General features: G+C 71.9%; 21 protein-coding genes. 10 read left to right on the top strand and 11 right to left on the bottom strand.

Annotation, left to right across the window (positions count from 1 at the left end; translation table 11 throughout):
• The 7 genes from ACQRWP_RS02870 to ACQRWP_RS02840 form a co-directional block, all read right to left on the bottom strand.
• Nucleotides 1-996, bottom strand: coding sequence for an ABC transporter ATP-binding protein (locus ACQRWP_RS02870; protein ID WP_430500671.1), 996 nt, complete (start codon nt 994-996; stop codon nt 1-3).
• Between the two features lies 1 nt (nt 997).
• Nucleotides 998-3706 carry an FtsX-like permease family protein gene (locus ACQRWP_RS02865; protein ID WP_430500670.1) on the bottom strand — a complete coding sequence of 903 codons (2709 nt, stop codon included), beginning with the start codon at nt 3704-3706 and terminating at the stop codon, nt 998-1000.
• Nucleotides 3703-6888 carry an FtsX-like permease family protein gene (locus tag ACQRWP_RS02860; RefSeq protein ID WP_430500669.1) on the bottom strand — a complete coding sequence of 1062 codons (3186 nt, stop codon included), beginning with the start codon at nt 6886-6888 and terminating at the stop codon, nt 3703-3705. The genes ACQRWP_RS02865 and ACQRWP_RS02860 overlap by 4 nt, the downstream gene beginning before the upstream one ends.
• Before the next feature lie 130 nt (nt 6889-7018).
• Nucleotides 7019-7183 carry a hypothetical protein gene (locus ACQRWP_RS02855; RefSeq protein ID WP_430500668.1) on the bottom strand — a complete coding sequence of 55 codons (165 nt, stop codon included), beginning with the start codon at nt 7181-7183 and terminating at the stop codon, nt 7019-7021.
• Nucleotides 7180-7395, bottom strand: coding sequence for a helix-turn-helix domain-containing protein (locus tag ACQRWP_RS02850; protein ID WP_030336216.1), 216 nt, complete (start codon nt 7393-7395; stop codon nt 7180-7182). The genes ACQRWP_RS02855 and ACQRWP_RS02850 overlap by 4 nt, the downstream gene beginning before the upstream one ends.
• A complete protein-coding gene (locus tag ACQRWP_RS02845; protein WP_258400826.1) occupies nt 7395-7829 on the bottom strand; it encodes a DUF2975 domain-containing protein in 435 nt (144 codons plus the stop codon). The genes ACQRWP_RS02850 and ACQRWP_RS02845 overlap by 1 nt, the downstream gene beginning before the upstream one ends.
• 106 nt (nt 7830-7935) lie before the next feature.
• Complete coding sequence (locus ACQRWP_RS02840) at nt 7936-8547, bottom strand: YdeI/OmpD-associated family protein (protein ID WP_430500667.1); 612 nt, start codon at nt 8545-8547, stop codon at nt 7936-7938.
• A gap of 198 nt (nt 8548-8745) precedes the next feature.
• On the opposite strand from ACQRWP_RS02840, the gene ACQRWP_RS02835 reads away from it, so the two are divergent.
• The 5 genes from ACQRWP_RS02835 (at nt 8746) to ACQRWP_RS02815 (ending at nt 12163) form a co-directional block, all read left to right on the top strand.
• Nucleotides 8746-9000 carry a hypothetical protein gene (locus tag ACQRWP_RS02835; protein WP_430500666.1) on the top strand — a complete coding sequence of 85 codons (255 nt, stop codon included), beginning with the start codon at nt 8746-8748 and terminating at the stop codon, nt 8998-9000.
• 83 nt (nt 9001-9083) lie between these two features.
• The gene (locus ACQRWP_RS02830) at nt 9084-9932 is read left to right on the top strand and encodes an MBL fold metallo-hydrolase (RefSeq protein WP_430500665.1); all 849 of its coding nucleotides are present in this window, start codon (nt 9084-9086) and stop codon (nt 9930-9932) included.
• Complete coding sequence (locus ACQRWP_RS02825; protein WP_430500664.1) at nt 9929-10384, top strand: MarR family winged helix-turn-helix transcriptional regulator; 456 nt, start codon at nt 9929-9931, stop codon at nt 10382-10384. The genes ACQRWP_RS02830 and ACQRWP_RS02825 overlap by 4 nt, the downstream gene beginning before the upstream one ends.
• 121 nt (nt 10385-10505) lie before the next feature.
• Nucleotides 10506-11072, top strand: a complete 567-nt coding sequence (locus ACQRWP_RS02820) for an RNA polymerase sigma factor (RefSeq protein WP_430500663.1) — start codon at nt 10506-10508, stop codon at nt 11070-11072.
• Nucleotides 11069-12163 (top strand): hypothetical protein, encoded by a 1095-nt coding sequence (locus ACQRWP_RS02815; RefSeq protein ID WP_430500662.1) that lies wholly within the window; start codon nt 11069-11071, stop codon nt 12161-12163. Before ACQRWP_RS02820 ends, ACQRWP_RS02815 begins: the two co-directional genes overlap by 4 nt.
• Nucleotides 12164-12226: 63 nt before the next feature.
• Here the strand turns inward: ACQRWP_RS02815 and ligD are convergent, their stop codons facing one another.
• Nucleotides 12227-13264 carry a non-homologous end-joining DNA ligase gene (gene ligD, locus ACQRWP_RS02810; RefSeq protein ID WP_430500661.1) on the bottom strand — a complete coding sequence of 346 codons (1038 nt, stop codon included), beginning with the start codon at nt 13262-13264 and terminating at the stop codon, nt 12227-12229.
• A 47-nt stretch (nt 13265-13311) separates the two neighbouring features.
• On the opposite strand from ligD, the gene msrB reads away from it, so the two are divergent.
• The gene (gene msrB / locus ACQRWP_RS02805) at nt 13312-13716 is read left to right on the top strand and encodes a peptide-methionine (R)-S-oxide reductase MsrB (RefSeq protein WP_430500660.1); all 405 of its coding nucleotides are present in this window, start codon (nt 13312-13314) and stop codon (nt 13714-13716) included.
• Nucleotides 13717-13759: 43 nt separating this feature from the next.
• Here the strand turns inward: msrB and ACQRWP_RS02800 are convergent, their stop codons facing one another.
• The 3 genes from ACQRWP_RS02800 to ACQRWP_RS02790 all read right to left on the bottom strand — a co-directional run bounded on the left by ACQRWP_RS02800 (nt 13760) and on the right by ACQRWP_RS02790 (nt 15556).
• Entirely contained in the window at nt 13760-14368 is a 609-nt protein-coding gene (locus ACQRWP_RS02800; protein WP_430500659.1) for a DUF305 domain-containing protein, read from the bottom strand.
• Between the two features lie 63 nt (nt 14369-14431).
• Nucleotides 14432-15172 (bottom strand): lytic polysaccharide monooxygenase, encoded by a 741-nt coding sequence (locus ACQRWP_RS02795; RefSeq protein WP_430500658.1) that lies wholly within the window; start codon nt 15170-15172, stop codon nt 14432-14434.
• A 108-nt stretch (nt 15173-15280) separates the two neighbouring features.
• Complete coding sequence (locus ACQRWP_RS02790) at nt 15281-15556, bottom strand: isoamylase early set domain-containing protein (protein ID WP_430500657.1); 276 nt, start codon at nt 15554-15556, stop codon at nt 15281-15283.
• A gap of 156 nt (nt 15557-15712) precedes the next feature.
• On the opposite strand from ACQRWP_RS02790, the gene ACQRWP_RS02785 reads away from it, so the two are divergent.
• The 4 genes from ACQRWP_RS02785 (at nt 15713) to ACQRWP_RS02770 (ending at nt 18841) form a co-directional block, all read left to right on the top strand.
• Nucleotides 15713-15973, top strand: a complete 261-nt coding sequence (locus ACQRWP_RS02785; RefSeq protein ID WP_430500656.1) for a Prokaryotic metallothionein — start codon at nt 15713-15715, stop codon at nt 15971-15973.
• A gap of 210 nt (nt 15974-16183) precedes the next feature.
• Nucleotides 16184-17125 (top strand): DMT family transporter, encoded by a 942-nt coding sequence (locus ACQRWP_RS02780; protein ID WP_430500655.1) that lies wholly within the window; start codon nt 16184-16186, stop codon nt 17123-17125.
• 26 nt (nt 17126-17151) lie between these two features.
• Nucleotides 17152-17607: a GNAT family N-acetyltransferase gene (locus tag ACQRWP_RS02775; RefSeq protein ID WP_425697022.1), complete on the top strand. Its 456-nt coding sequence runs from the start codon at nt 17152-17154 to the stop codon at nt 17605-17607.
• Nucleotides 17608-17725: 118 nt separating this feature from the next.
• Complete coding sequence (locus ACQRWP_RS02770) at nt 17726-18841, top strand: lytic polysaccharide monooxygenase auxiliary activity family 9 protein (RefSeq protein WP_430500654.1); 1116 nt, start codon at nt 17726-17728, stop codon at nt 18839-18841.
• Nucleotides 18842-18854 lie beyond the last annotated feature (13 nt).

Genomic DNA, 18854 nt, shown 5'->3' with positions numbered 1-18854 from the left:
TCATGCCCGTGCCCCCCGCTCGTCCGAGGCCCGGTTGCCGGGCCGCACCTGCACATGGTCCGGCTCCAGGTCGAGCCGGACCCGCTCCTTCAGCGAGAGCGCGTCGACGAACGCAGCCGGCAGCTGCATCCGACCGTTGCGGTCCAGCACCGCGTACTCCTCGCTGACCAGCTCGGTGTTGCCGTCCGCGTCGATCCGCGCGGTCCGGCGTACCTCGGAGGCGGTCCGGCCGTCGCGGATCGCGACGGTCCGGCGGACCTGCGTGGCCACGGCGTGGTCGTGGGTGACGACCACGATGGTCACGCCCAGTTCCGCGTTGATGGTGCGCAACGCCGCGAAGACCTCCGCGCCGGTCGCCTCGTCCAGCTCACCGGTCGGCTCGTCGGCGAAGAGCACCTCCGGGTCGTTGGCCACCGCCACCGCCACCGCGACCCGCTGCTGTTCGCCACCGCTGAGCTGCCCGGGGCGCCGATCGGCGCAGTAGCCCACGCCGACCAGGTCGAGCAGTTCCCGGGCCCGCTCCCGGCGGGCCTTGCGGCTGCGCTTGCCGGCCAACTGCATCGGCAGCTCGACGTTCTCCAGCGCGTTGAGGTACGGCAGCAGGTTGCGGCCGGTCTGCTGCCAGACGAACCCGACCAGCTGCCGGCGGTAGCTCAGCCGCCGCTTGGCGGAGAGCGAGAGCAGGTCGTAGTCGGCCACCCGGGCGATACCGGCGGTCGGGGTGTCCAGGCCGGAGAGGATGTTGAGCAGGGTCGACTTGCCCGAACCGGAGGCACCGACGATCGCCACCAGCTCACCCCGGTCGATGACCAGGTCGAGCCCCTGCAGGGCGACCACCTCCACCCCCTCGGTCTTGAAGATGCGCACCAGGCCGTCGCAGACGATGTGCCCGCGTAGGCGGTCCTGCCCGCCGGCCCGCTCGGCGGCGCGAAGCGCGGCCCGCTGTTGCAGGGCGGCCAGGTCAGGCACCAGTGGAGTCTGGGCGGTAGCGGTCATCTCAGCTCTCCTCTCCGAGCCGAAGCACCTCTCCGAGGCGCAACCGGCGGTTGTTCAGGGCCTCGACGGCGACCGCGAAGCCGAGGGCGACCGCCCCGAGCGCGAGCACAGCGGCGACCAGGCTGGGCTCGAAAGCCACCCGGACGGGCACACCACTGGTGAACGCGGACAGGCCGAGCACCGGGTTGAGCAGTAGGGGCAGCACCGCGCCGACGAGCGCGCCGGTCAGCACCGACACCGCGACCAGCGGGGTCAACTCGACCAGCAGCAGCCCTCGCCACTGTCGGCGGGACAGGCCGAGGGTGCGCAGCCGGGACAGCACCTGGCCCCGGGCGCGCGCGCCGGCCAGCACGGTGAACGCGATGGCCAACAGCCCGAGCAGGGTGCCGCCGGCGGCGCCGGCCACGAACCCGAAGGCCAGCACCCCGTTCGCCCCGCCCTCGCCAAGGTCCCGACGGACGTCCGCCCGGGTGTCGACGGTTACCCCGAGCGGCCGTTCCCGGCCGGTCACGGCACCCTGCTGCTGGTAACGCAGCTGCCCCTGGTCGCCGGCGACGCGCAGCGCTTCGGCGTCCAGCGGGTCCCCGGCGATCAGCAGGCTGGTCGGCACCGGGGTGGTGGTCCGCGTCGGCAGGGCCTGCCAGGGCAGGATCACGAACCGGCTGACGTTCGCCGCCAGCAGCGGGAAGCCGTCCTGGATGCCGGCCACCCGGAACTCGTACCGCTGGCCCTGCACCGAGATGAAGGCCGAGTCATCCAGCCCGGCCTTGGCCAGGTCGGCGGCGACCGCCGGTGAGACGATCGCCGGCAGCGGACCCTGGCCGGGCCCGGCGGTGCGCAGCGCGACCGGAACCGGGAGGTCCACCTGGGATTCGCGGGCGACGGTGTCCAACCCTGAGCCGTCAACCAGCAGCACGTCCGTCTGCTCGACGAAGGCGTCGGTGCCGACCTCGTCGGACGCGAACCGCTCATCGTCCTCGTACAACACCCGGGTGACGGCCCGGACCCCCGGCAGACGGCCCAGCTCGTCGACGGTGTCGGGTGCGAAGCGCTCCCCACGGATCACCGCGTCGGCGGGCACTATCTGCGCGGCGGCCCGTTCCCGGCTCGCGTCGACGCCGGCGGCCACGACCGCGCAGAACGCCGCCGTGCCGATCGCCAGCACCACCACGACCAGCGGGGCGGCGACCGCCGCGCGGCCGGCGCGGGCCGTGCCGAGGAAGGCCACGCTGCCCCGGGTCCGCGCGGCAAGCCGGCTGACCAGCAACAACGGCCAGGGGTACGCGCGCAGCGCCAGCACCGCCGCCGCGACCGCCAGGAGCACCGGCACCGACACGAGCAGTGGATCCACCTCGCCGAGGGTCAGACCACGCCGACGCAGCAGCACCGCGGCGAGCCCGGCCAGGAGCAGCAGGGAGACCTCGACGGTGAGCCGACGGGCCGACGGGCGCACCCGGATCAGGTCCCGGCGAACCGCTCCGCCGGCCGGTACGGCCAGCGTCGCCAACGGCAGCGCCAGTGTGACCAGCACGGTCACCACGATGACGTACGGCGTGGTCGGATCCGGGGCGCCGGGGAACAGCGTGCCCAGCCACCAGCCCAGCGCGGCGGCGACCGGCACCACCAGCACCGACTCGGCGAGGCTGCGCCGGGCGCCGGCGGTGGCCCCGCCCCCACGGGCGCGTAGCAGCGCGAACTCCGAGCGACGCCGTCGGGTGGCGAGACCGGCCGCAAGCACGATGAGGCCCGCCAGGGTGGCCAGGATACCGGCCGCGATCACCGCGAGCAGGGTCCGGACGGCATCGATCTGGGCGGCGAACGCGCGCAACGGAACGTCGACGCCCTGGGTCAGCGTGATTTCCGTCGGCAGGTTGCGCTGCATCACCTGAAGGCCGTCGATCAGCTGGTCCAGCTCGCGTGCGTCGATCCGATCGACGCCCAGTCGGTATCGCCAATTGGACTGGATGGGCCAGCCCGCCGCGGCCCGCTTGTTGAGGGCCGACTGCGCGACGACGCCGACGATCTCGAACGGCGCGCCATCACCCTGCGGTTCGATGATCCGCAGCAGCTGTGGCAGCCCATCCCAGATGCCGTTGGCGCGGTCGACGGGGCGGAACAGCCCGGCCACCACCAGCGGGGCGCCGTCGACGAGTCTGCCCTTGTCGTCGGTGTTGCCGATGCGCAGTTGGCTGCCGGCGCGCAGGTTGAGCTTGCGGGCCACGTCGACGTCCAGCGCCACCTCGATCGGTCGGTCGGGAACGTACGTCTCGCTCGGCCACGCCCCCTCGACGAGGGTGCTCGCGCCCTGCATGTCGGGCATGGCCCGCAGGCCCAGGTCGACCAGCAGGTTGCGGGCCGCCAGGTCGGGTCCGACCACGCGGGCCCCCGCCGTCTCGACGCTGTACCACCGCTCGGTCACGGCCGAGCGCACCTGCGGCGGCATCGCCGCGGCCAGGGCGTGGAACCGTTCGGCGGCGTTGCCCATCGCCGTCCGCTGTGACGTCGCCGCCGCCAGGCTGGTGGTGTACGAGAGGTCCCGGCGAGCGGCCGGCTCGCTGTTGAGTTGCGTTCGCAGCCCCTGCTCGGCGAGCCGGTTGACCAGCCGGGGCACTCCGCTGATCAGCAGCGTGACCACCAGGGTCAACACCGCCAGCAGAAGGAACTGCCCCCCGTACGCCCGGACCCGCCGGACGGCCGCCCCGACGCTCATCGTTCTCCCCCGATTCGCAGCTGCACCGCCGCCACCCGCTGACGGATGCCGGCGGCGATGAACGCGCTGAAGGCGAGCGCCGCCAGCAGCAGACCGACCGCGGTCAGGCCGATTGGCACCCAGGGCAGCACGAACGCCGCCGGGGGTGTCGGCCGACCGGCGGCCGGGGTGAGGATGACCAGTGGTGCCATCGTCGCGCCGACCGCGGTGCCGAGTAACAGCCCGACGCCCACGCCGATGCCGGCGAGGAACGTCTGTTCGGCGAGCAGCGCCCGAGCCATCAGCCGGGGCGTGGCGCCGAGGGTGTGCAGCACCGCGAACTCGCCGAGCCGACGCCGGGCGGTGGCCCACACGTCCACCATCAGGCCGACGAGGGCGAGCAGCACCGCGCCGAGCGCGGCGGCGAGCATGCCGGTACGCGAGCCGCGCCAGTACGGGTCGTCGGCGGCCGCCTCGATGGCCGCCTCCCGGTTGAGCACTGTGACGCCCGGGAGTGCGCTGGCCGCCTGGGCGGCGGCGTTCGCGTCGCCGGCGCCGACCCACCATTCCGGTACGGGTCGCACCGCGCCGCTGCTCCGGATCATCGCGTCGACCGCGGCCGGCAGGTCCAGCAGGACGCCTTCGCCGGTGGTGGCCGGCACGGCGGCCAGCTCGCCGACCAGGTGCACCGGCAGCGTCGCCCCGGAGAGGGTCAGGTCGACGGTGTCGCCGACGCGCAGGCTCAGCGAGTTGATGACCCCGGGGGTCATCAACACCGGTACGGGCCTACTCTCCCCGCCCGGCACGACAGCGAACCGGGTTGGCGGCTGGTACGCGAACTGCCCGCCGGGAATCACGTCGACCGCGCGGACCGCGGCGAACCCGGTGCCGGCGGTCGGCACCGGTGTGGACGGCTGTCCGGGGGCCGTCATGACCCAGTCGCCGCCGAGTTCGGCCGGTTGGTTCGTGCCGTCGGCCTTGACCACCGTCAGCCCGTCCACCTGGAGCTGGTAGGAGTTGCCGGCGGCCAACCCACCGTCGGCCTCGAAGCCGGCCAGCCGCAGCCGCGTCCCGCCCAGGTCGGGCAGTTGCGCGGTGAACGGGGTGGCCCGGCCGTCGCCGTCGGCGTTGGCCGCCGGCAGCCGCAGGGCGAGCCCGTCGGGGGTGGTGACCAGCAGCGTCACCGCGACCTTCAGCGACCGGGCGGCGTTGCTCACCGGGGTACGGATCGTGCCGGTGATCGTGCGCGCCTCGGCGGGCAGTTCGACGCCGGCGGGCTCTCCCCGCGCGCCGACCATCCTCCGGTACTGCTCCGACGCCGATCCGTCGCCGAGGCGGTCGGCGAGCCGGACGACGCCCGGGGCGCTGGCCGGGTCGACACCGATCACGGTCGCCGGCAGGTTCTCCCGCCCGACCCGGATCTCGTCCCGCCATGCCGGCAGCACCCGGTCCACGCTCGGTAGCGCGGCGAGTTCACCGGCCCGGGTCGGTGGGGCGCCCCCGGCCCGTTCGGTCACCCGGAGGTCGGCACCGACCGTGTGGCCGGCCTGCTCGACCTGGGACCGCTCGCCGGTGCTGATCAGCGACCAGGCCAGGGTGCTGCCGCCGACGGCGAGGGCGAGCAGCAACACCGGGCCGGCGTGGGGACGCCGGCCGGCCTGCCACATGCCGAACATGGTGGCGGTCCAGGGACGTCGGTCGACGAACCGCTCCGCGAACCGGGTGAGCGGCGGGAGCACCCGCAACGCCAGCACGGCACCGGCCAGCACGCCGAGCGTCGGGGCGGCGACCAGCAGCGGGTCGATCCCGAGCTGGCCACCCGAGCCGGCCAGCGGGGAGGCGTACCGGCGTAGCTGCACCCAGGCGAGCACGGCGAGCGCCACGAGCACCAGGTCGACGCTGGCGCGTTGGACGCTCGCGGCCCGGTTCGGCCGGGATCGGGCCGCCATGTCGGCGACGTACGTCCCGGCACCGCGCAGCGTCGGAAGGACCATGGCGACGAGGCAGCCGGCCGCGGTGGCCGCTGCCGCCGCCCAGACCAGTGTGGTGTTGCCGCCGGCGGTGGAGAGGTCGCCCGACCCACCGGGTCGGATGTACCGCAGCGCCTCACCGGCGATCAGCGGACCGAGCACGGCGGCCGGGGCGACCACCAGGGTCGCCTCACGGGCGGCCAGGCCGGCCAACTGCCGACGGGCGGCGCCTCGGGCGCGCAGCAGCGCGGTCTGTGGGCGGCGGTCCTCGTGCAGCAACGCGGCGACCAGCACCAGCGCGTACCCGGCGAGCACCAGGATGAGCAGCAGCGGGGTGGCCAGCGACGAGCGACCCACCAGGTCGGCGCGGGCAATCCGGTCCAGCAACTGCGGCATCTTGGTCACCGTCTGCCCGGAGCTGCCCAGTTGGGCGGCCTCAGGAACGGCCGAGACCGCCTCGGTGAGGGCTTTCCGAACGGCGGGCAGGTCGGCGGTGTCGACGGCGCCGAGGTCCGGTTGGGCCAGCCAGGACGCCGACACCGAGCCGGGGAAGGTGGCCGCGAAGTCGGCCGGGTCGAGCGTGAACGGCCCGTACGAGGTGCCGGAACCAGCACTGCCCGCCCCCACGCCGGGGGCCAGCAGCCAGTAGGCGTCCGTCGGGTCGCGGGGCCGCCACGTGCCGGCGAGCACCAACTCCCCGCGTCGTTCGGTGGCCCGGTCGCGCACCGGGACGCGTTCGCCGACGGTCAGGCCGAGGGCGCCGGCGACCCGCTCGGGCAGGCTCACCTGGACGGGGTTCGCTCCGGGGCTGGGCCAGGCTCCGCCGGTCAGCTCCGCGTGGCTGGCGAGATCGGCGAGCGTGGCCAGGTTCGCGAAGACCGGTTCGTCGGCCGTACGCGGGATCTGCCCGAGGTCGCCGGTCAGTTCCCGGCCGGTGCCGTAACGGGCGGCGGTGACACTGACCGGGACGCCGCCGAGCCCGGTGGCGAACTCGGCTCGGACCGCCTTGTCCCGGGTGGCGAACTCGGCCGCGTCCCGGCCACCCGAGCCACTGACCAGAAGGCCGCGCTCCTCGGCGGGCGAGGCGGCGACCAGAGCTCGCTGCCCGGCGTCCACCGCCCGACGGTTGTAGTCGGAAAGCCCAGTGACCAACGCGACGGCGACGAGGGCAGCGATCACCGCCGCGACCAGCAACCCTCGCGCCTCGCGGGCCCGCCTCCACACCAGCTTCATCCGACGCCTCCCCTGGCCCTGGCGGGCCGACGACCATCAAGACAGGCCACCTACCGGGAAAGGTTCGCGCCCGTTACATGATCGTTATTACGGGGAGGGTCAGCTCAGGCTGACCACCGCGCCTGGGCGGCTAACTGCCGCCGCGAAGGTTGCGGATGCCGAACACCACCGCGCCGAGCACGAGCACGACGCCCAGGAGTTGGAGGCCCGGCGAGTCGTCGGCCTCCCCGTGCACGATGCCGGCGACGCCGAGAGCGACCACGAGAATGGCGGCGACGGTCAGGATGTACTTCATGGGGTTTCCTCCTCGACCCACTCCAGCAGGTCTCCGGGTTGGCAGTCGAGCACTCGGCACATCGCTTCGAGGGTGCTGAAGCGGACCGCCTTGGCGCGGCCGTTCTTCAGCACCGCCACGTTGGCGGGGGTGAGCCCGACGCGCTCGGCGAACTCACCGACGCTCATCTTGCGCTTGGCCAACTCCACGTCGATGCGGACGACGATGGGCATCAGATCACCGCTTCCATGTCGGTCCGCAGGGTGGTGGCCTGCCGCAACAGCGCCCGCATCACCACCATGAGGAGCCCCAGCACGCTGACGCCCACCGTCAGCAGGAACAGCAGCAGCGGCAGCCCCGGGTCGTCCGCGTTGAACCCCACGTAGAGGAAGACACCCACGAGCACCACCCACGCGGCGGCGATGGCCCACACGATCGCGTCCACCCACTTGAGGGACGCTTCGGTGAAGATGCGGTCGCTCTTGACCAGGCTGAGCAACTTCCAGGTCGCGACGATGACGACCTGGACGCACAGCACCCAGAACACCGCCACGACCGTTGCCGGCCACCGGAGGTAGGCGTCCTGCGGCGATTCCGCGGCCATGTGGGCGAACTGTCCGGGCAGGGAGAAGGTCTGAAACAGGACCAGGACCCCGAACAGCACCACGAGAAAAACTCTGAGAGCGGCAACCGCTCGATGCTCCGTAACCATGCATCGAGTTTCGCTCGTTACCTATCGAAAGTCAATCGGTTGGCGGGACGTCGACTCCCGCTCACGACGACGTCGGCCCGGGCGCCGGCCTCGCCTTCTGGGGGTAGAACGTCTCGTGACGGGCCAGCATGGCGACGAATTCGCCGATCTTGCGCTCGCGGGTCTCCGCCCGCTTGACGGCATTGAGGCGATGGATGAGAGCGAACCGGTTGGCCTTGGTGAGCACGTCGAGCATGGCCTGGGCGGCGGGCTCGGCGGCGATGGCGGCGAGTAGGTCGGCCGGCACCTCCGCCTCCGACGGCGGGGCGTAGGCGGCCTCCCACCGTCCGTCCGCCTTCGCGGCGTCCACCGCGGCACGGCCCGCCGGCAACATCCGCCCCTGCTCCTCCAGCCGGGCCACGTGCCCGACGTTGCGCTGGGACCAGGAACTGCGGGGCCGACGCGGGGTGAACCGGATCCAGGACGACTCCTCATCCCGCTTGCGGGCCTGCCCGTCGATCCAGCCGACGCACAGGCCCTCGTCGACCGCCTGCTGCCAGGTCAGCGTCGTGACCGTGCCACCCTTCTTGGTCAGGGCGAGCCACACGCCGGGCGACGTGGCGTGGTTGGCCGACAACCACGCGCGTAGGGCGTCGGCGTCCGCGACGATCAACTCATCCAGCTCTGTGGCCATGACGGCAGGCTAACCGCAGGCGCCGACACTGCGGCTCCGCAAACCCTGGAGGTCCCGCTGTACGTCAACGACGCGTTCCTCGCCCACCACAACAACCCGGCACGGGCTCGGCTACGCGGCCTGATCCGCAACCCCGCCATTCCCGCCGACCTGTTGCGGCAGCTTGTCGAGGAGCACCTGCGGGAGGTGGAGTTCGCCGTGACCTTCCGTCTGGAATGGACCGACGAGCAGTTCGAGGCGCTGGTCGACCACCCCGACCACAAGGTGCGCAAGATCCTTGCGCAAGCGGTGCATGTCACGCCCGAACAGCGGGCCACGCTGGTTGAGGACCCGGACCGTTCCGTGCTGTGGGCGCTCGCCGAGGGACCGATCTCGCTCCTCGCGTCGACGTGGACGCTACCGGCGGCGCTACCCGTCTGGGTCGGGCCGCCGTGGGCCCAGTGCCGGAGGTGATGGGCTTTAGAACAGGTGTACGACATCCTCGGTAAGGGCAACTTCGTCTGGCGTCAGACGATCTGACGTCGTACGATCGAGCGGTGAGAACGCTTCCTGCCCCCGAGCCGTGGACGGCTGCCCTTCCCGAGGCGACACCGCCACCCGACATGACGATCTATCAACTCCCCACGGGCACCTACGAGACGCGAGCGGCATTTGCCGTTCGCGGTGGCTCGTTTCGTGACAAGCGGCAGTTCGCCGCCACCGCCATCCTCGTGCGGCACCCGAAGGGCGACTTCCTCATCGACGCCGGCTTCGGGGCCAACGTCGCCGCGCACGTCGCCATGCAGCCGCGGTTCGCCCGCGCCCCCTTCCAGAGCACCCGGACGGTGCGCGAGCAGCTCGACGACAGCGGTTACGACCGCACCAGGCTCCGCGGGGTGTTCCTGACGCACTCGCACTGGGACCACGCGAGCGGCCTGGACTCGCTCGACCTCCCGGTCTGGATGAACCGGGGTGAGCTTGAGTACGCCGCCAGCGACGGTGACGGCAAGGTCTACCGCGCCGTCTCGCCCGGCCACGAGATCCGTGAATACTCCTTCGACGGACCCGCGTACCTCGGCTTCTCCGCGAGCTTCGACGTCCACGGCGACGGATCCCTGGTGCTGGCGTTGGCCGGCGGCCACACGACGGGGTCCGTGGTCGCGTTCGTGACCCTTCCGTCCGGGCAGCGCTACGCGTTCATCGGCGACCTGACCTGGCAACTGGACGGAGTCCACCGGCTCGTGGAACGCCCCTGGCTGCTACGGGCCCTCGCCGACAGCGACGCCGAACAGGTGCGGCAGGGCATCCTGCGATCGGCCGCGTTGACCGAGCTGATGCAGGTCGTCCCCGCCCACGACCGGCGCGCCTACGAGGGAATCCCGCTCCTGCCGGGTGCGGCGCGATGACGGAAGGACCGGCGCCGTCGCTCGACTCCGAGATCACCTGGCTGTTGCATCGCGCCGCCCAACGGATGCACGTGGTGACCGGCGAACAGGCCGAGAGGCACGGCCTGCACCTGCGGGACTACATCGTGTTGAGCGCGCTCGACAAGACACCCGGGCTGACCCAGGTCGAGCTGGCCAGGACCCTCGGGCTCGACAAGACCACGCTGATGACCCAACTCGATCGACTCGAACAGAAGAATCTCGTCGTACGCCACTCCGATCCCCGCGACCGCCGGCTGCGCATTCCGGCGATCACGACCGTTGGCGAGGAGGTACGGGCGCGGGTCGCGCGCGCCAGCGAGGAGGCGGAGCGGAACGCGATGGCCGGTTTCAGCCAGGCCGAGGTCGACACGTTCCGCCGAATGCTGTTCGCGATCATCGGCACAGCGGTGGACCCGGGGTCCTGCCTCTGACGCTGCGGGTCAGCCGTGCCCGACGTGGACGGTAGCGTTCACGTCGCTCGTGACATCGACGGACGGCGTGCCGTGAATATTCGGCTGTCACGACGGGTGCCGATCCGGACATGGAGTAGACGTGAGCTCCGGGACTGAGCACGAGGAACGCTTCCGACGCGTCTACGCGATCAACTTCGAGCCACTGCTGGCGTACGCGATGCGACGCGTCGAGCAGCCCGAGGACGCGGCCGACATCGTCGCCGAGACCTTCCTCGTCGCCTGGCGCCGCAGCCGCGAGATGCCGCCGGACGCCGAGGCCCGGTTGTGGCTGCACGGCGTGGCCCGTCGGGTGCTGGCCAATCACCACCGCAGCGGCAGCCGCCGGGGGCGGCTGGGCGACCGACTGCGGCAACGGTTCCGGGCGGCCCTTGCCGTCGACCCGGGCAGCGAGGTGCCCGAACGACTCACCGTCCGGGCCGCGCTGGCCCAGCTCAACGAGATGGACCGGGAGGTGCTGATGCTGACCTTCTGGGAAGGGCTGGAGCCACGCGAGATCGCGGTGGTTCTCCAGGTGAGCCCGGCTGCGGTCCGTACGCGGCTGTCCCGCGCCCGAGCTCGTCTGCGAGACATCGTCGGTGACGACCTCGGTCCACCCGGACATGTACTCGACGTCATGGCCGTACGCGCCCCCGAGGAGGGCAGATGACCGACGAGCAGCTCGACCGGAGGGTCCGCGACGCCGACCCGTACCGACCCGAGGTCATCGCGCACCTCGACGGGGCCGCGCAGGACCTCCTGGAGGAAATCATGTCCACGCCGATCCTCGAATCCGTTCCCGAGCCACCGGGCCGGCGTCCTCGACCGCGCCGCCGCCTGCTGGGCGGCCTCGCCACCGCAGGCGTCGCGGCCGCCGTACTCGCCGTCGCCTTCGGCATCTCGCTGGTGAAGACGGATCAGCCCGAGGGCCACGAGGCGTCCCCCGAAACGTCTTCGACCTCCGCAGCTCCCGGAACGACCTCCTATTCGGCGATGGTGCTCAAGGCGGCCGAGGAGAACCCGCGACTGGTGATCGATCAGCCCGGCTGGAAGGCGACCAACGTCGACGGGTTCGCCAAGCGGGCGGGCAGCATCACCTACAGCAACGGTGCGCGGCACCTCAGGATGAGCTGGTACGAGGCCAGCGAGTACGACAGTCGTTACAAGGATCGACTCGAGGTCAGCAAGCCGGAGTCGGTGCAGGTCGACCGCTGGCCGGGTGACCTGTTCCGATACAACGAGCGCGAGTTCGAGGTCCTGCTCCGGCCTCGCGACGGGTCCATGGTCGAGGTGCGCACCGGGAGCGCCTGGACGCGCGCGGATTTCGACACGGTTCTCGCCAGCGTGGTCCGCGTCGACGCCCGTACGTGGCTGGCCGCGCTCCCGGCGGAGATCGTCACGCCGGCGCGGGTGAACGAGCGGGCGGCCGCGGTGCTCGCCGACGTGCCGCTTCCACCGGGCTTCGACCCCGCGACGCTGAGCGTCGAAGGCATCAACGACCCCTACCACTTCGGCGTCCAGGTGCTCGGCCCGGTCGGCTGCGCGTGGATCACCGAATGGACGCGCGCGAAGAAGAGTAACGACGACGACGCTCTCCGGCGGGCGGCTGACGCGTTGCGCAGCAGCCACAACTGGAAGGTGCTCCAGCAGATGGACGCCGAGGGTGACTGGCCAAACGGGTTCTGGGAGATCGCCGACACGGTGGCCGCCGGCAAGCAGGTCCATCCCAAGATGTCCAACCCCTGCAATCCAGACGGGTAGCAGACCGTCGGGCTGCTCGGGGAGGACCACCTGCCGTCCCGGGCAGCCCGGCATCCGGCGCGCTCAGGTGGTCTCGTCCTCCGGGGTGCGCTTGGCGCGGCTCGGCTGCACCCGCTTGGGTTCGCCGGGCATCTTCGGGTGGTCCGGCGGGTACGGCAGGTCGCCCTGGCCGGCGGCGGCGTCCCGCTCGGCCCACTCCAGCAGCGGGGTGATGTCCCACGGTGCGTCGTCGATGCCGGCGTGCGGATCACCACGCTCGGCGAGCCGGGCCGGCACGGTGCGCAGGTCGAAGTCGTCCGGGTCGACGTCGGGTAGCTCGTCCCAGCTGACCGGGGTCGAGACGGTGGCCCGCGCGTTGGCCCGCAGCGAGTACGCGCAGGCGATCGTGCGGTCGCGCGCCATCTGGTTGAAGTCGACGAAGACCCGGGTGCCGCGCTCCTCCTTCCACCAGGCGGTGGTGACCAGGTCGGGGTTGCGGCGCTCCACCTCCCGGGCCAGCGCGATGGTGGCCCGGCGCACCTCGGTGAACGTCCAGCGGGGTTGGATGCGCAGGTAGACGTGCACGCCCCGGCCGCCGGAGGTCTTCGGCCAGCCGGTCGCGCCCAGCTCGTCGAGGAGCGCGCGGACCTCGCCGGCGGCCCGTGCCGCGTCGGCGAAGTCGGTGCCGGGCTGCGGGTCCAGGTCGATGCGCAGCTCGTCGGGGCGGTCGACGTCAGCGGCCCGCACGGGCCACGGGTGGAAGACGATGGTGCCCATCTGCGCCGCCCAGGCCACGTGCGCCAGGTCGGCCGGGCAGAGCTCCGCCGCGTTCCGGCCGCTCGGGAAGGTGATCTGCGCGGTCGTCACCCAGGGCGGCACCCCCCGGGTGGGCACCCGCTTCTGGAAGAACGCCTCGCCCTCGACGCCCTCGGGGAAGCGTTGCAGGGTGGTCGGCCGGTCCCGCAGGGCACGCATGATCCCGTCGCCGACCGCGAGGTAGTAGTGGAAGACGTCCGCCTTGGTGAACCCCCGCTGCGGGAAGATCACCCGATCCGGACTGCTCAGCCGGACGGTGTGCCCGGCTACCTCGACCTCGGCGGCCGCAGCCTTGGTGCCACCCATCCCGCGACCTTATGCCACGCCCCCGACGTTCGACGTACCGTTGACGGGTGAGTCTTGACGACAACGAGCTGCCCCGTTCCGACGAAGAGTGGCGGGTCCGACTGACCCCCGAGGAGTTCCACGTCCTGCGGGAGGCCGGCACCGAACGCCCGTGGACAGGCGAGTACGTGGACACGAAGACCCAGGGGGTCTACCACTGCCGCGCCTGCGGGCTGGAGCTGTTCTCCAGCGACACGAAGTTCGACTCGCACTGCGGCTGGCCGAGCTTCGACGACGCCATCCCGGGCCGGGTCAAGGAGATCGAGGACCGCACCCTGGGTATGGCCCGTACGGAGATCCGCTGCGCCCGCTGCGACAGTCACCTCGGGCACGTCTTCCACGGCGAGGGCTTCACCCCGAAGGACACCCGGCACTGCGTCAACTCGGTCTCCATCAAGCTGGAACCCCGCTGACCCGGACACTCAGGGCGTAACAGCGCTCAGGGCATGGCCGTGCTCAGGGCGTACCCCTGAGCAGCTCGACCTCGGCGGTCCGGGACTGCTCGATCCGGCGGGCCAGGTCGCGGACCCGCTCGTTGCGGCCGACGCCGACGTGGGATCGGGCCAGGTCGGCGGCCGATCGCTGGTGGTCGGTGAGCACCTCGCGCAGCACTCGGTCGACGTCCGCGTCCGGCGCGGTCCGCAGCCGGTCGAGCGCGGCGTCGTCGCCGTGCCCGTCGTGGTGGTGTACTGCCGCGCTGGCGCCCGGCCCGGTCGTGGGCAACCAGCCGCGCATCGCGGCCAGCTCGTCGGCCTCGGTCGCCTCGACGGCGGCGGCCAGGGTGCGCAGCGCGTCGTCGCGCACCCGGTCCCGGGCCAGCCGGACGATCTGCAGGGTGCGTTCGCTGTGCCCGACCATGGTGCTCAGGAACACCACGTCGATTCCGCTCATCGCGTCCGCCTCGATCGCAGACCCGACGCCCGCGGACCCGGCCGCCGCCGAGCCGGCCGGGGACGCGGGTGCCGGCTGCGGCAGGGCCGACGGGCTCGACGTGGGCGGTCCGGCGCAGGCTCCGGTGAGCAGCAGAGCGGCAACGAGGGTCGCCAGCGGGGTACGGCGGGGCATGCCGGTTGCTCCGTTCACGCGAGGGCGGCGACACGGGTGCGGCCAGGGGCCGCACCCGTGCGGTCAGACCTGGAGCCAGAGCGCCGGTACGTTCGGCGGCTCCCAGCCCGGGATCGCGGTGTGCGCCTGCCGGCAGCGGTACGTCGCTCCGCCGTAGGTGACCTGGTCGCCGACCTGGTACGCCCGGCCCGTCGTCCAACTGCCGCCCGGCGCGGGCGGAGTGGTCGGCGTGGTGGTCGGGGTGGGCCGTGGGGTCGGGGTGGGTGAGGGGGTGGGGGTCGGGTTCGACCCGCCGCCGCCGATCTGCACGTCGATGCAGGAGTAGAAGGCGTTCGCCGTGTCGGAGATGTTCCACACCGCGAGGATCTTCTGCCGGCCGGAGAAGCCTCCGAGGTTGACGTTGTGCGACACCGTGGCGCCCGGCTGCTGGCCGTTGCCGTTGACCACGCCGACCCGGGTGTTGCCGATCCAGTACTCCCAGTTGCTGGTGGCGTGCCGGGCAGTGTTCACCCAGGTGAAGGTCAGGGAGCTGCCCACCGAGGTGGCCGGCCAACCCCGACTGTCGTCGTTGAGGACGGCGAACTGGGCGATTCCGGCATTGCAGCTGCGCAGGCCCTTGGGCCCTTCGACGCTCTGCGGCTCGTACTTGATCTGCCCGCAGTCGGGCACCCGGCCCTGCGCGCAGAGCGCCTGCCGGCTCGGTGGGGCGGAGACGTAGCCGTGCGCCTGCGCGGGGGCGGCGACGGTGAGGGTGGCGGCGACGGCGCCCGCCGCCACCAGCGGGACGGTGATTCTTCGACGCATGGGGGCAGCTCCTTCTCCAGGTCCGGTGAGGTGCCCTCAAGGTAATTTAAACATTGTTAACAGTAAAGACTCTCATCGATAAATCCATCGATGGCGGCAGTTTTCTTCTCAGAGCCGGAGCAGGCTGCCCCGGTCGTCGACCTGGTCGGCCGACTCGTCGTCCAGCCAGACACCCCCGGTGCCGAGGTAACGAAACCGGTACTCCCCCGGCGGCAGCTTCACGGTCACCGTCCTGGTGCCGTCGCGGCGGGACACCAACTCGTGCCGACCCGGCTGCCAGCCGTTGAAGGAGCCGACGACGCTCACCGGGCCGGGCGGGACGTCGCGGGGCAGACAGAAGGTGACCCGGGTCTGGTTGCCGAAGAGCTTGTTGCGCTTGATCACGGTGATCCTCCGGGGGTTGCGGCGGTTCACCCGGCATAACGGGCAACACGCCGACGCCGACACGCCGCCACCGTGGCCAGGCATCGACGTTCCGCCCCCACGTCGAGGCCACCTGGGGGATTCTGTAGATACTTGTCCACTTAACGGAGGTTTTCGGTGGCAACCTGCGAGGTCTGCGGCAACGATTACTGGATGGCGTTCGAGGTGCACACAGTCAGCGGCGACGTGCACACCTTCGACTCGTTCGAGTGCGCGATCCACCGCATGGCACCGATCTGCGAGCACTGTCAGGTCAAGATCGTCGGGCACGGCGTCGAGGTCAACGGCCGGTTCTTCTGCTGCGCACACTGCGCCCGCGCCGTCGAGGGCGCGGTGGGCGCCGAGATCCGCGACGCCGTCGGCGCCCGCCCGGTCTGACCGCCTCAGCCCGGCCACGGGCCAGCCGGACCAGCGATCTGCGGTACGGTCGTCGCCATGCGGCCATTCCTGGGCGTCCTGCCCCCGCCGCGCTCCTGAGCGGAGCGCCGCGCCTCTCGCCGACCGGGTGACCTGACCCCGCTCGGCCACCCTGTCGTACGCGCTCCGTCGACGTCGTCCCCGTCAACGGCTCACCTTCGGAGCGCTCCCGTGTCCACGACCCGAACCGCGCTGCCGGCCGCCTCGGCCGCCAGCCACGCCGCCCGCAGCGGCCTGATCCAGATCACCGTCACCGGCGTGCTGTGGGGAACCACCGGCGTGGCGGTGCAACTCCTGCGCGAGGGCACCGGGCTCAGCCCGGTGAGCATCGGCTTCCACCGCCTCGCCATCGCAGCGCTCGTGCTGCTGGCGTGCACCGCCGGCCGGCTCCGCACGCTCGTGGCCACCCTGCGCGCCGCGCCCGTACCGCTGCTGCTCACCGGCGTCGGCCTCGGCCTCTACCAGGCGCTCTACTTCGCCGCCGTGGCCTGGGCCGGGGTCAGCGTGGCCACCATCGTCAGCCTGGGCCTGGCCCCGGTGCTCGCCGCGGCCTGGGAGTCGGCGCACGCCCGCCGGCTCCCCGGCCCGCTGCGACTCGGCACGCTGGTCGCGGCGGTGGCCGGCCTCGTCCTGATCACCGCCGCCACCGAACACCCCGGCGCGGCGGCGCCCGCCCCGCTGCTCGGCCTGCTCGCGGCGGCCGGCTCCGGCCTCGGGTATGCGGTGACCACCCTGATCAGCCGCCAGGTGTCGCAGCGCACCGCGCCGATGGCACTGACCACCATCTCCACCACGGTCGGCGCGCTGACCCTGGCACCGTTCGCCCTGGTCGCCGGGGTCAGCGTGCCGGTACGCCTCGACACCGTGGCGCTGCTGCTGCACCTTGGCGTGGTCACCACGGCGGTCGCGTACGCGCTGTTCTACGCCGGGTTGCGCACCACCCCGGGCAGCGTCGCGGCCGTGCTGACCCTGCTCGAACCACTCACCGCCGCGGCACTGGCGGTGGCGCTGCTACACGAACCGCTCCCCCTGCCGGTGATCGTCGGCGGTGGCCTGCTGCTCACCGCCGTGGCCGCCACCTACCTCGCACCCGACCGGGCGGAAACCGGGTGAACACTCGCCCGACCTACCATCGGTGGATGCCCCAGCAGACCACCGAACTCCGGACGGCCTCCTTCGCCGACCTGAACGCCCGCACCCTCCACGACCTGCTCAAGCTGCGCATCGACGTGTTCGTGGTGGAGCAGAACTGCCCGTACCCGGAGCTGGACGGGCGCGACGTCGAGCCGGGCACCCGGCACGTCTGGCTCACCGACGGCGGCGCGCCCCTGGCGTACCTGCGGATTCTGGCCGACCCGGACGGTGTCGCCCGGATTGGTCGGGTGGTGGTGGCCCCGGCGGCGCGCGGCGGCGGACACGCGGGCCGACTGATGACGGCGGCGTTGGAGGTGGTGGGCAACCGGCCCTGCGTGCTGGACGCCCAGTCGCACCTGGTCGCGTTCTACACCCGGCACGGCTTCACGGTCAGCGGCCCCGAGTACGTCGAGGACGGCATCCCGCACACGCCGATGCGACGCGATGCCATTGACGGCTGACGATCGAGCTGGCATGGTGCCGGGTAGAGCCATCGCGGGAGCCAGCGATTAGGCACGGGAGTGGGCAACTCCCGGCGATCCGGGTGTCGACGTCCGACCTCATCCCCCCGGGGGCTCCATGTTCACTCTCACCCGATCACGACGCGTGCTCTGGTTGTTCGCCATCGCGGCGACCATCACGCTCCTGTTGACGACCGCACTGACCACCATGCTGCCCAAATCGGCTTCGGCGCATGGTTCGGTCGTCGACCCGGCCTCGCGTAACTACAGCTGCTGGCAACGCTGGGGCGGCGACTTCCAGAACCCTCGGATGGCCACCGAAGACCCGATGTGCTGGCAGGCCTGGCAGGCCGACCCGGCCGCCATGTGGAACTGGAACGGCCTGTTCCGCGAGGGAGTGGGGGGCAACCACCAGGCCGCCGTCCCCGACGGCCAGCTGTGCAGCGGCGGACGCACCCAGAGCCCCCGCTACAACGCGCTGGACACCGTCGGCGCCTGGAAGACCACAGCGGTGTCGAACAACTTCCGGCTCCGCTTCTTCGACCAGGCCAGCCACGGTGCCGACTACATCCGGGTGTACGTGACCAAGCAGGGCTTCAACTCCGCCACCCAACCGCTCGGTTGGGGCAACCTGGAGTTGGCGGGCCAGATCGGTAACACCCCGGCCTCACAGTGGGACCCGGACACCGGCGGTGTCTCGATCCAGATCCCGGTCAGCGCGCCGGGACGCACCGGACGGCACATCGTCTACACCGTCTGGCAGGCCAGCCACCTGGACCAGTCGTACTACCTGTGCAGCGACGTCGACTTCGGCGGCGGATCGACCACCCCGCCACCCACCACGCCCCCGCCGACGACCCCGCCACCCACGACTCCCCCGCCCACCACGCCGCCGCCCACGACTCCCCCGCCGACCACCCCGCCGCCGGCCGGTGCCTGCACGGCGACGTACCAGGTGACAGGTCAGTGGTCCGGTGGCTTCCAGGCCGAGGTGAAGGTGACCGCCGGCGGTTCACCGACCCGGGGCTGGTCGGTGAGCTGGAACTACAACAACGGCCAGCAGGTCACCTCGTCGTGGAACGCGACGGTCGGCACCAACGGCACGCTGGTCACCGCACGTAACGCCAACCACAACGGCACCCTTGCCGCCGGAGCGAGCACCACATTCGGTTTCCTCGGCTCGTGGAACGGCAGCAACCCGGTTCCGCTGGTCTCCTGTACGACGACCAGTTGATCCCCGGCCGGCG

The sequence above is a fragment of the Micromonospora trifolii genome, assembly GCF_050516465.1.
GTDB classification, from domain to species: Bacteria; Actinomycetota; Actinomycetes; order Mycobacteriales; family Micromonosporaceae; genus Micromonospora; species Micromonospora trifolii.
Note: the sequence above shows the minus strand (reverse complement) of the source record. Positions and strands in the feature narration are given on the sequence as shown.

What these genes read in the sequence shown, in the direction of transcription:
- ACQRWP_RS02860 (WP_430500669.1), bottom strand. Translation starts at nt 6,888, where the DNA reads ATGAAGCTGGTGTGGAGGCGGGCCCGCGAGGCGCGAGGGTTGCTGGTC.
- ACQRWP_RS02865 (WP_430500670.1), bottom strand. Translation starts at nt 3,706, where the DNA reads ATGAGCGTCGGGGCGGCCGTCCGGCGGGTCCGGGCGTACGGGGGGCAG.
- ACQRWP_RS02825 (WP_430500664.1), top strand. Translation starts at nt 9,929, where the DNA reads ATGACGGAAGGACCGGCGCCGTCGCTCGACTCCGAGATCACCTGGCTG.
- ACQRWP_RS02800 (WP_430500659.1), bottom strand. Translation starts at nt 14,368, where the DNA reads ATGCCCCGCCGTACCCCGCTGGCGACCCTCGTTGCCGCTCTGCTGCTC.
- ligD (WP_430500661.1), bottom strand. Translation starts at nt 13,264, where the DNA reads ATGGGTGGCACCAAGGCTGCGGCCGCCGAGGTCGAGGTAGCCGGGCAC.
- ACQRWP_RS02795 (WP_430500658.1), bottom strand. Translation starts at nt 15,172, where the DNA reads ATGCGTCGAAGAATCACCGTCCCGCTGGTGGCGGCGGGCGCCGTCGCC.
- ACQRWP_RS02815 (WP_430500662.1), top strand. Translation starts at nt 11,069, where the DNA reads ATGACCGACGAGCAGCTCGACCGGAGGGTCCGCGACGCCGACCCGTAC.
- ACQRWP_RS02850 (WP_030336216.1), bottom strand. Translation starts at nt 7,395, where the DNA reads ATGCCCATCGTCGTCCGCATCGACGTGGAGTTGGCCAAGCGCAAGATG.
- ACQRWP_RS02870 (WP_430500671.1), bottom strand. Translation starts at nt 996, where the DNA reads ATGACCGCTACCGCCCAGACTCCACTGGTGCCTGACCTGGCCGCCCTG.
- ACQRWP_RS02855 (WP_430500668.1), bottom strand. Translation starts at nt 7,183, where the DNA reads ATGAAGTACATCCTGACCGTCGCCGCCATTCTCGTGGTCGCTCTCGGC.
- ACQRWP_RS02840 (WP_430500667.1), bottom strand. Translation starts at nt 8,547, where the DNA reads ATGGCCACAGAGCTGGATGAGTTGATCGTCGCGGACGCCGACGCCCTA.
- ACQRWP_RS02770 (WP_430500654.1), top strand. Translation starts at nt 17,726, where the DNA reads ATGTTCACTCTCACCCGATCACGACGCGTGCTCTGGTTGTTCGCCATC.
- ACQRWP_RS02775 (WP_425697022.1), top strand. Translation starts at nt 17,152, where the DNA reads ATGCCCCAGCAGACCACCGAACTCCGGACGGCCTCCTTCGCCGACCTG.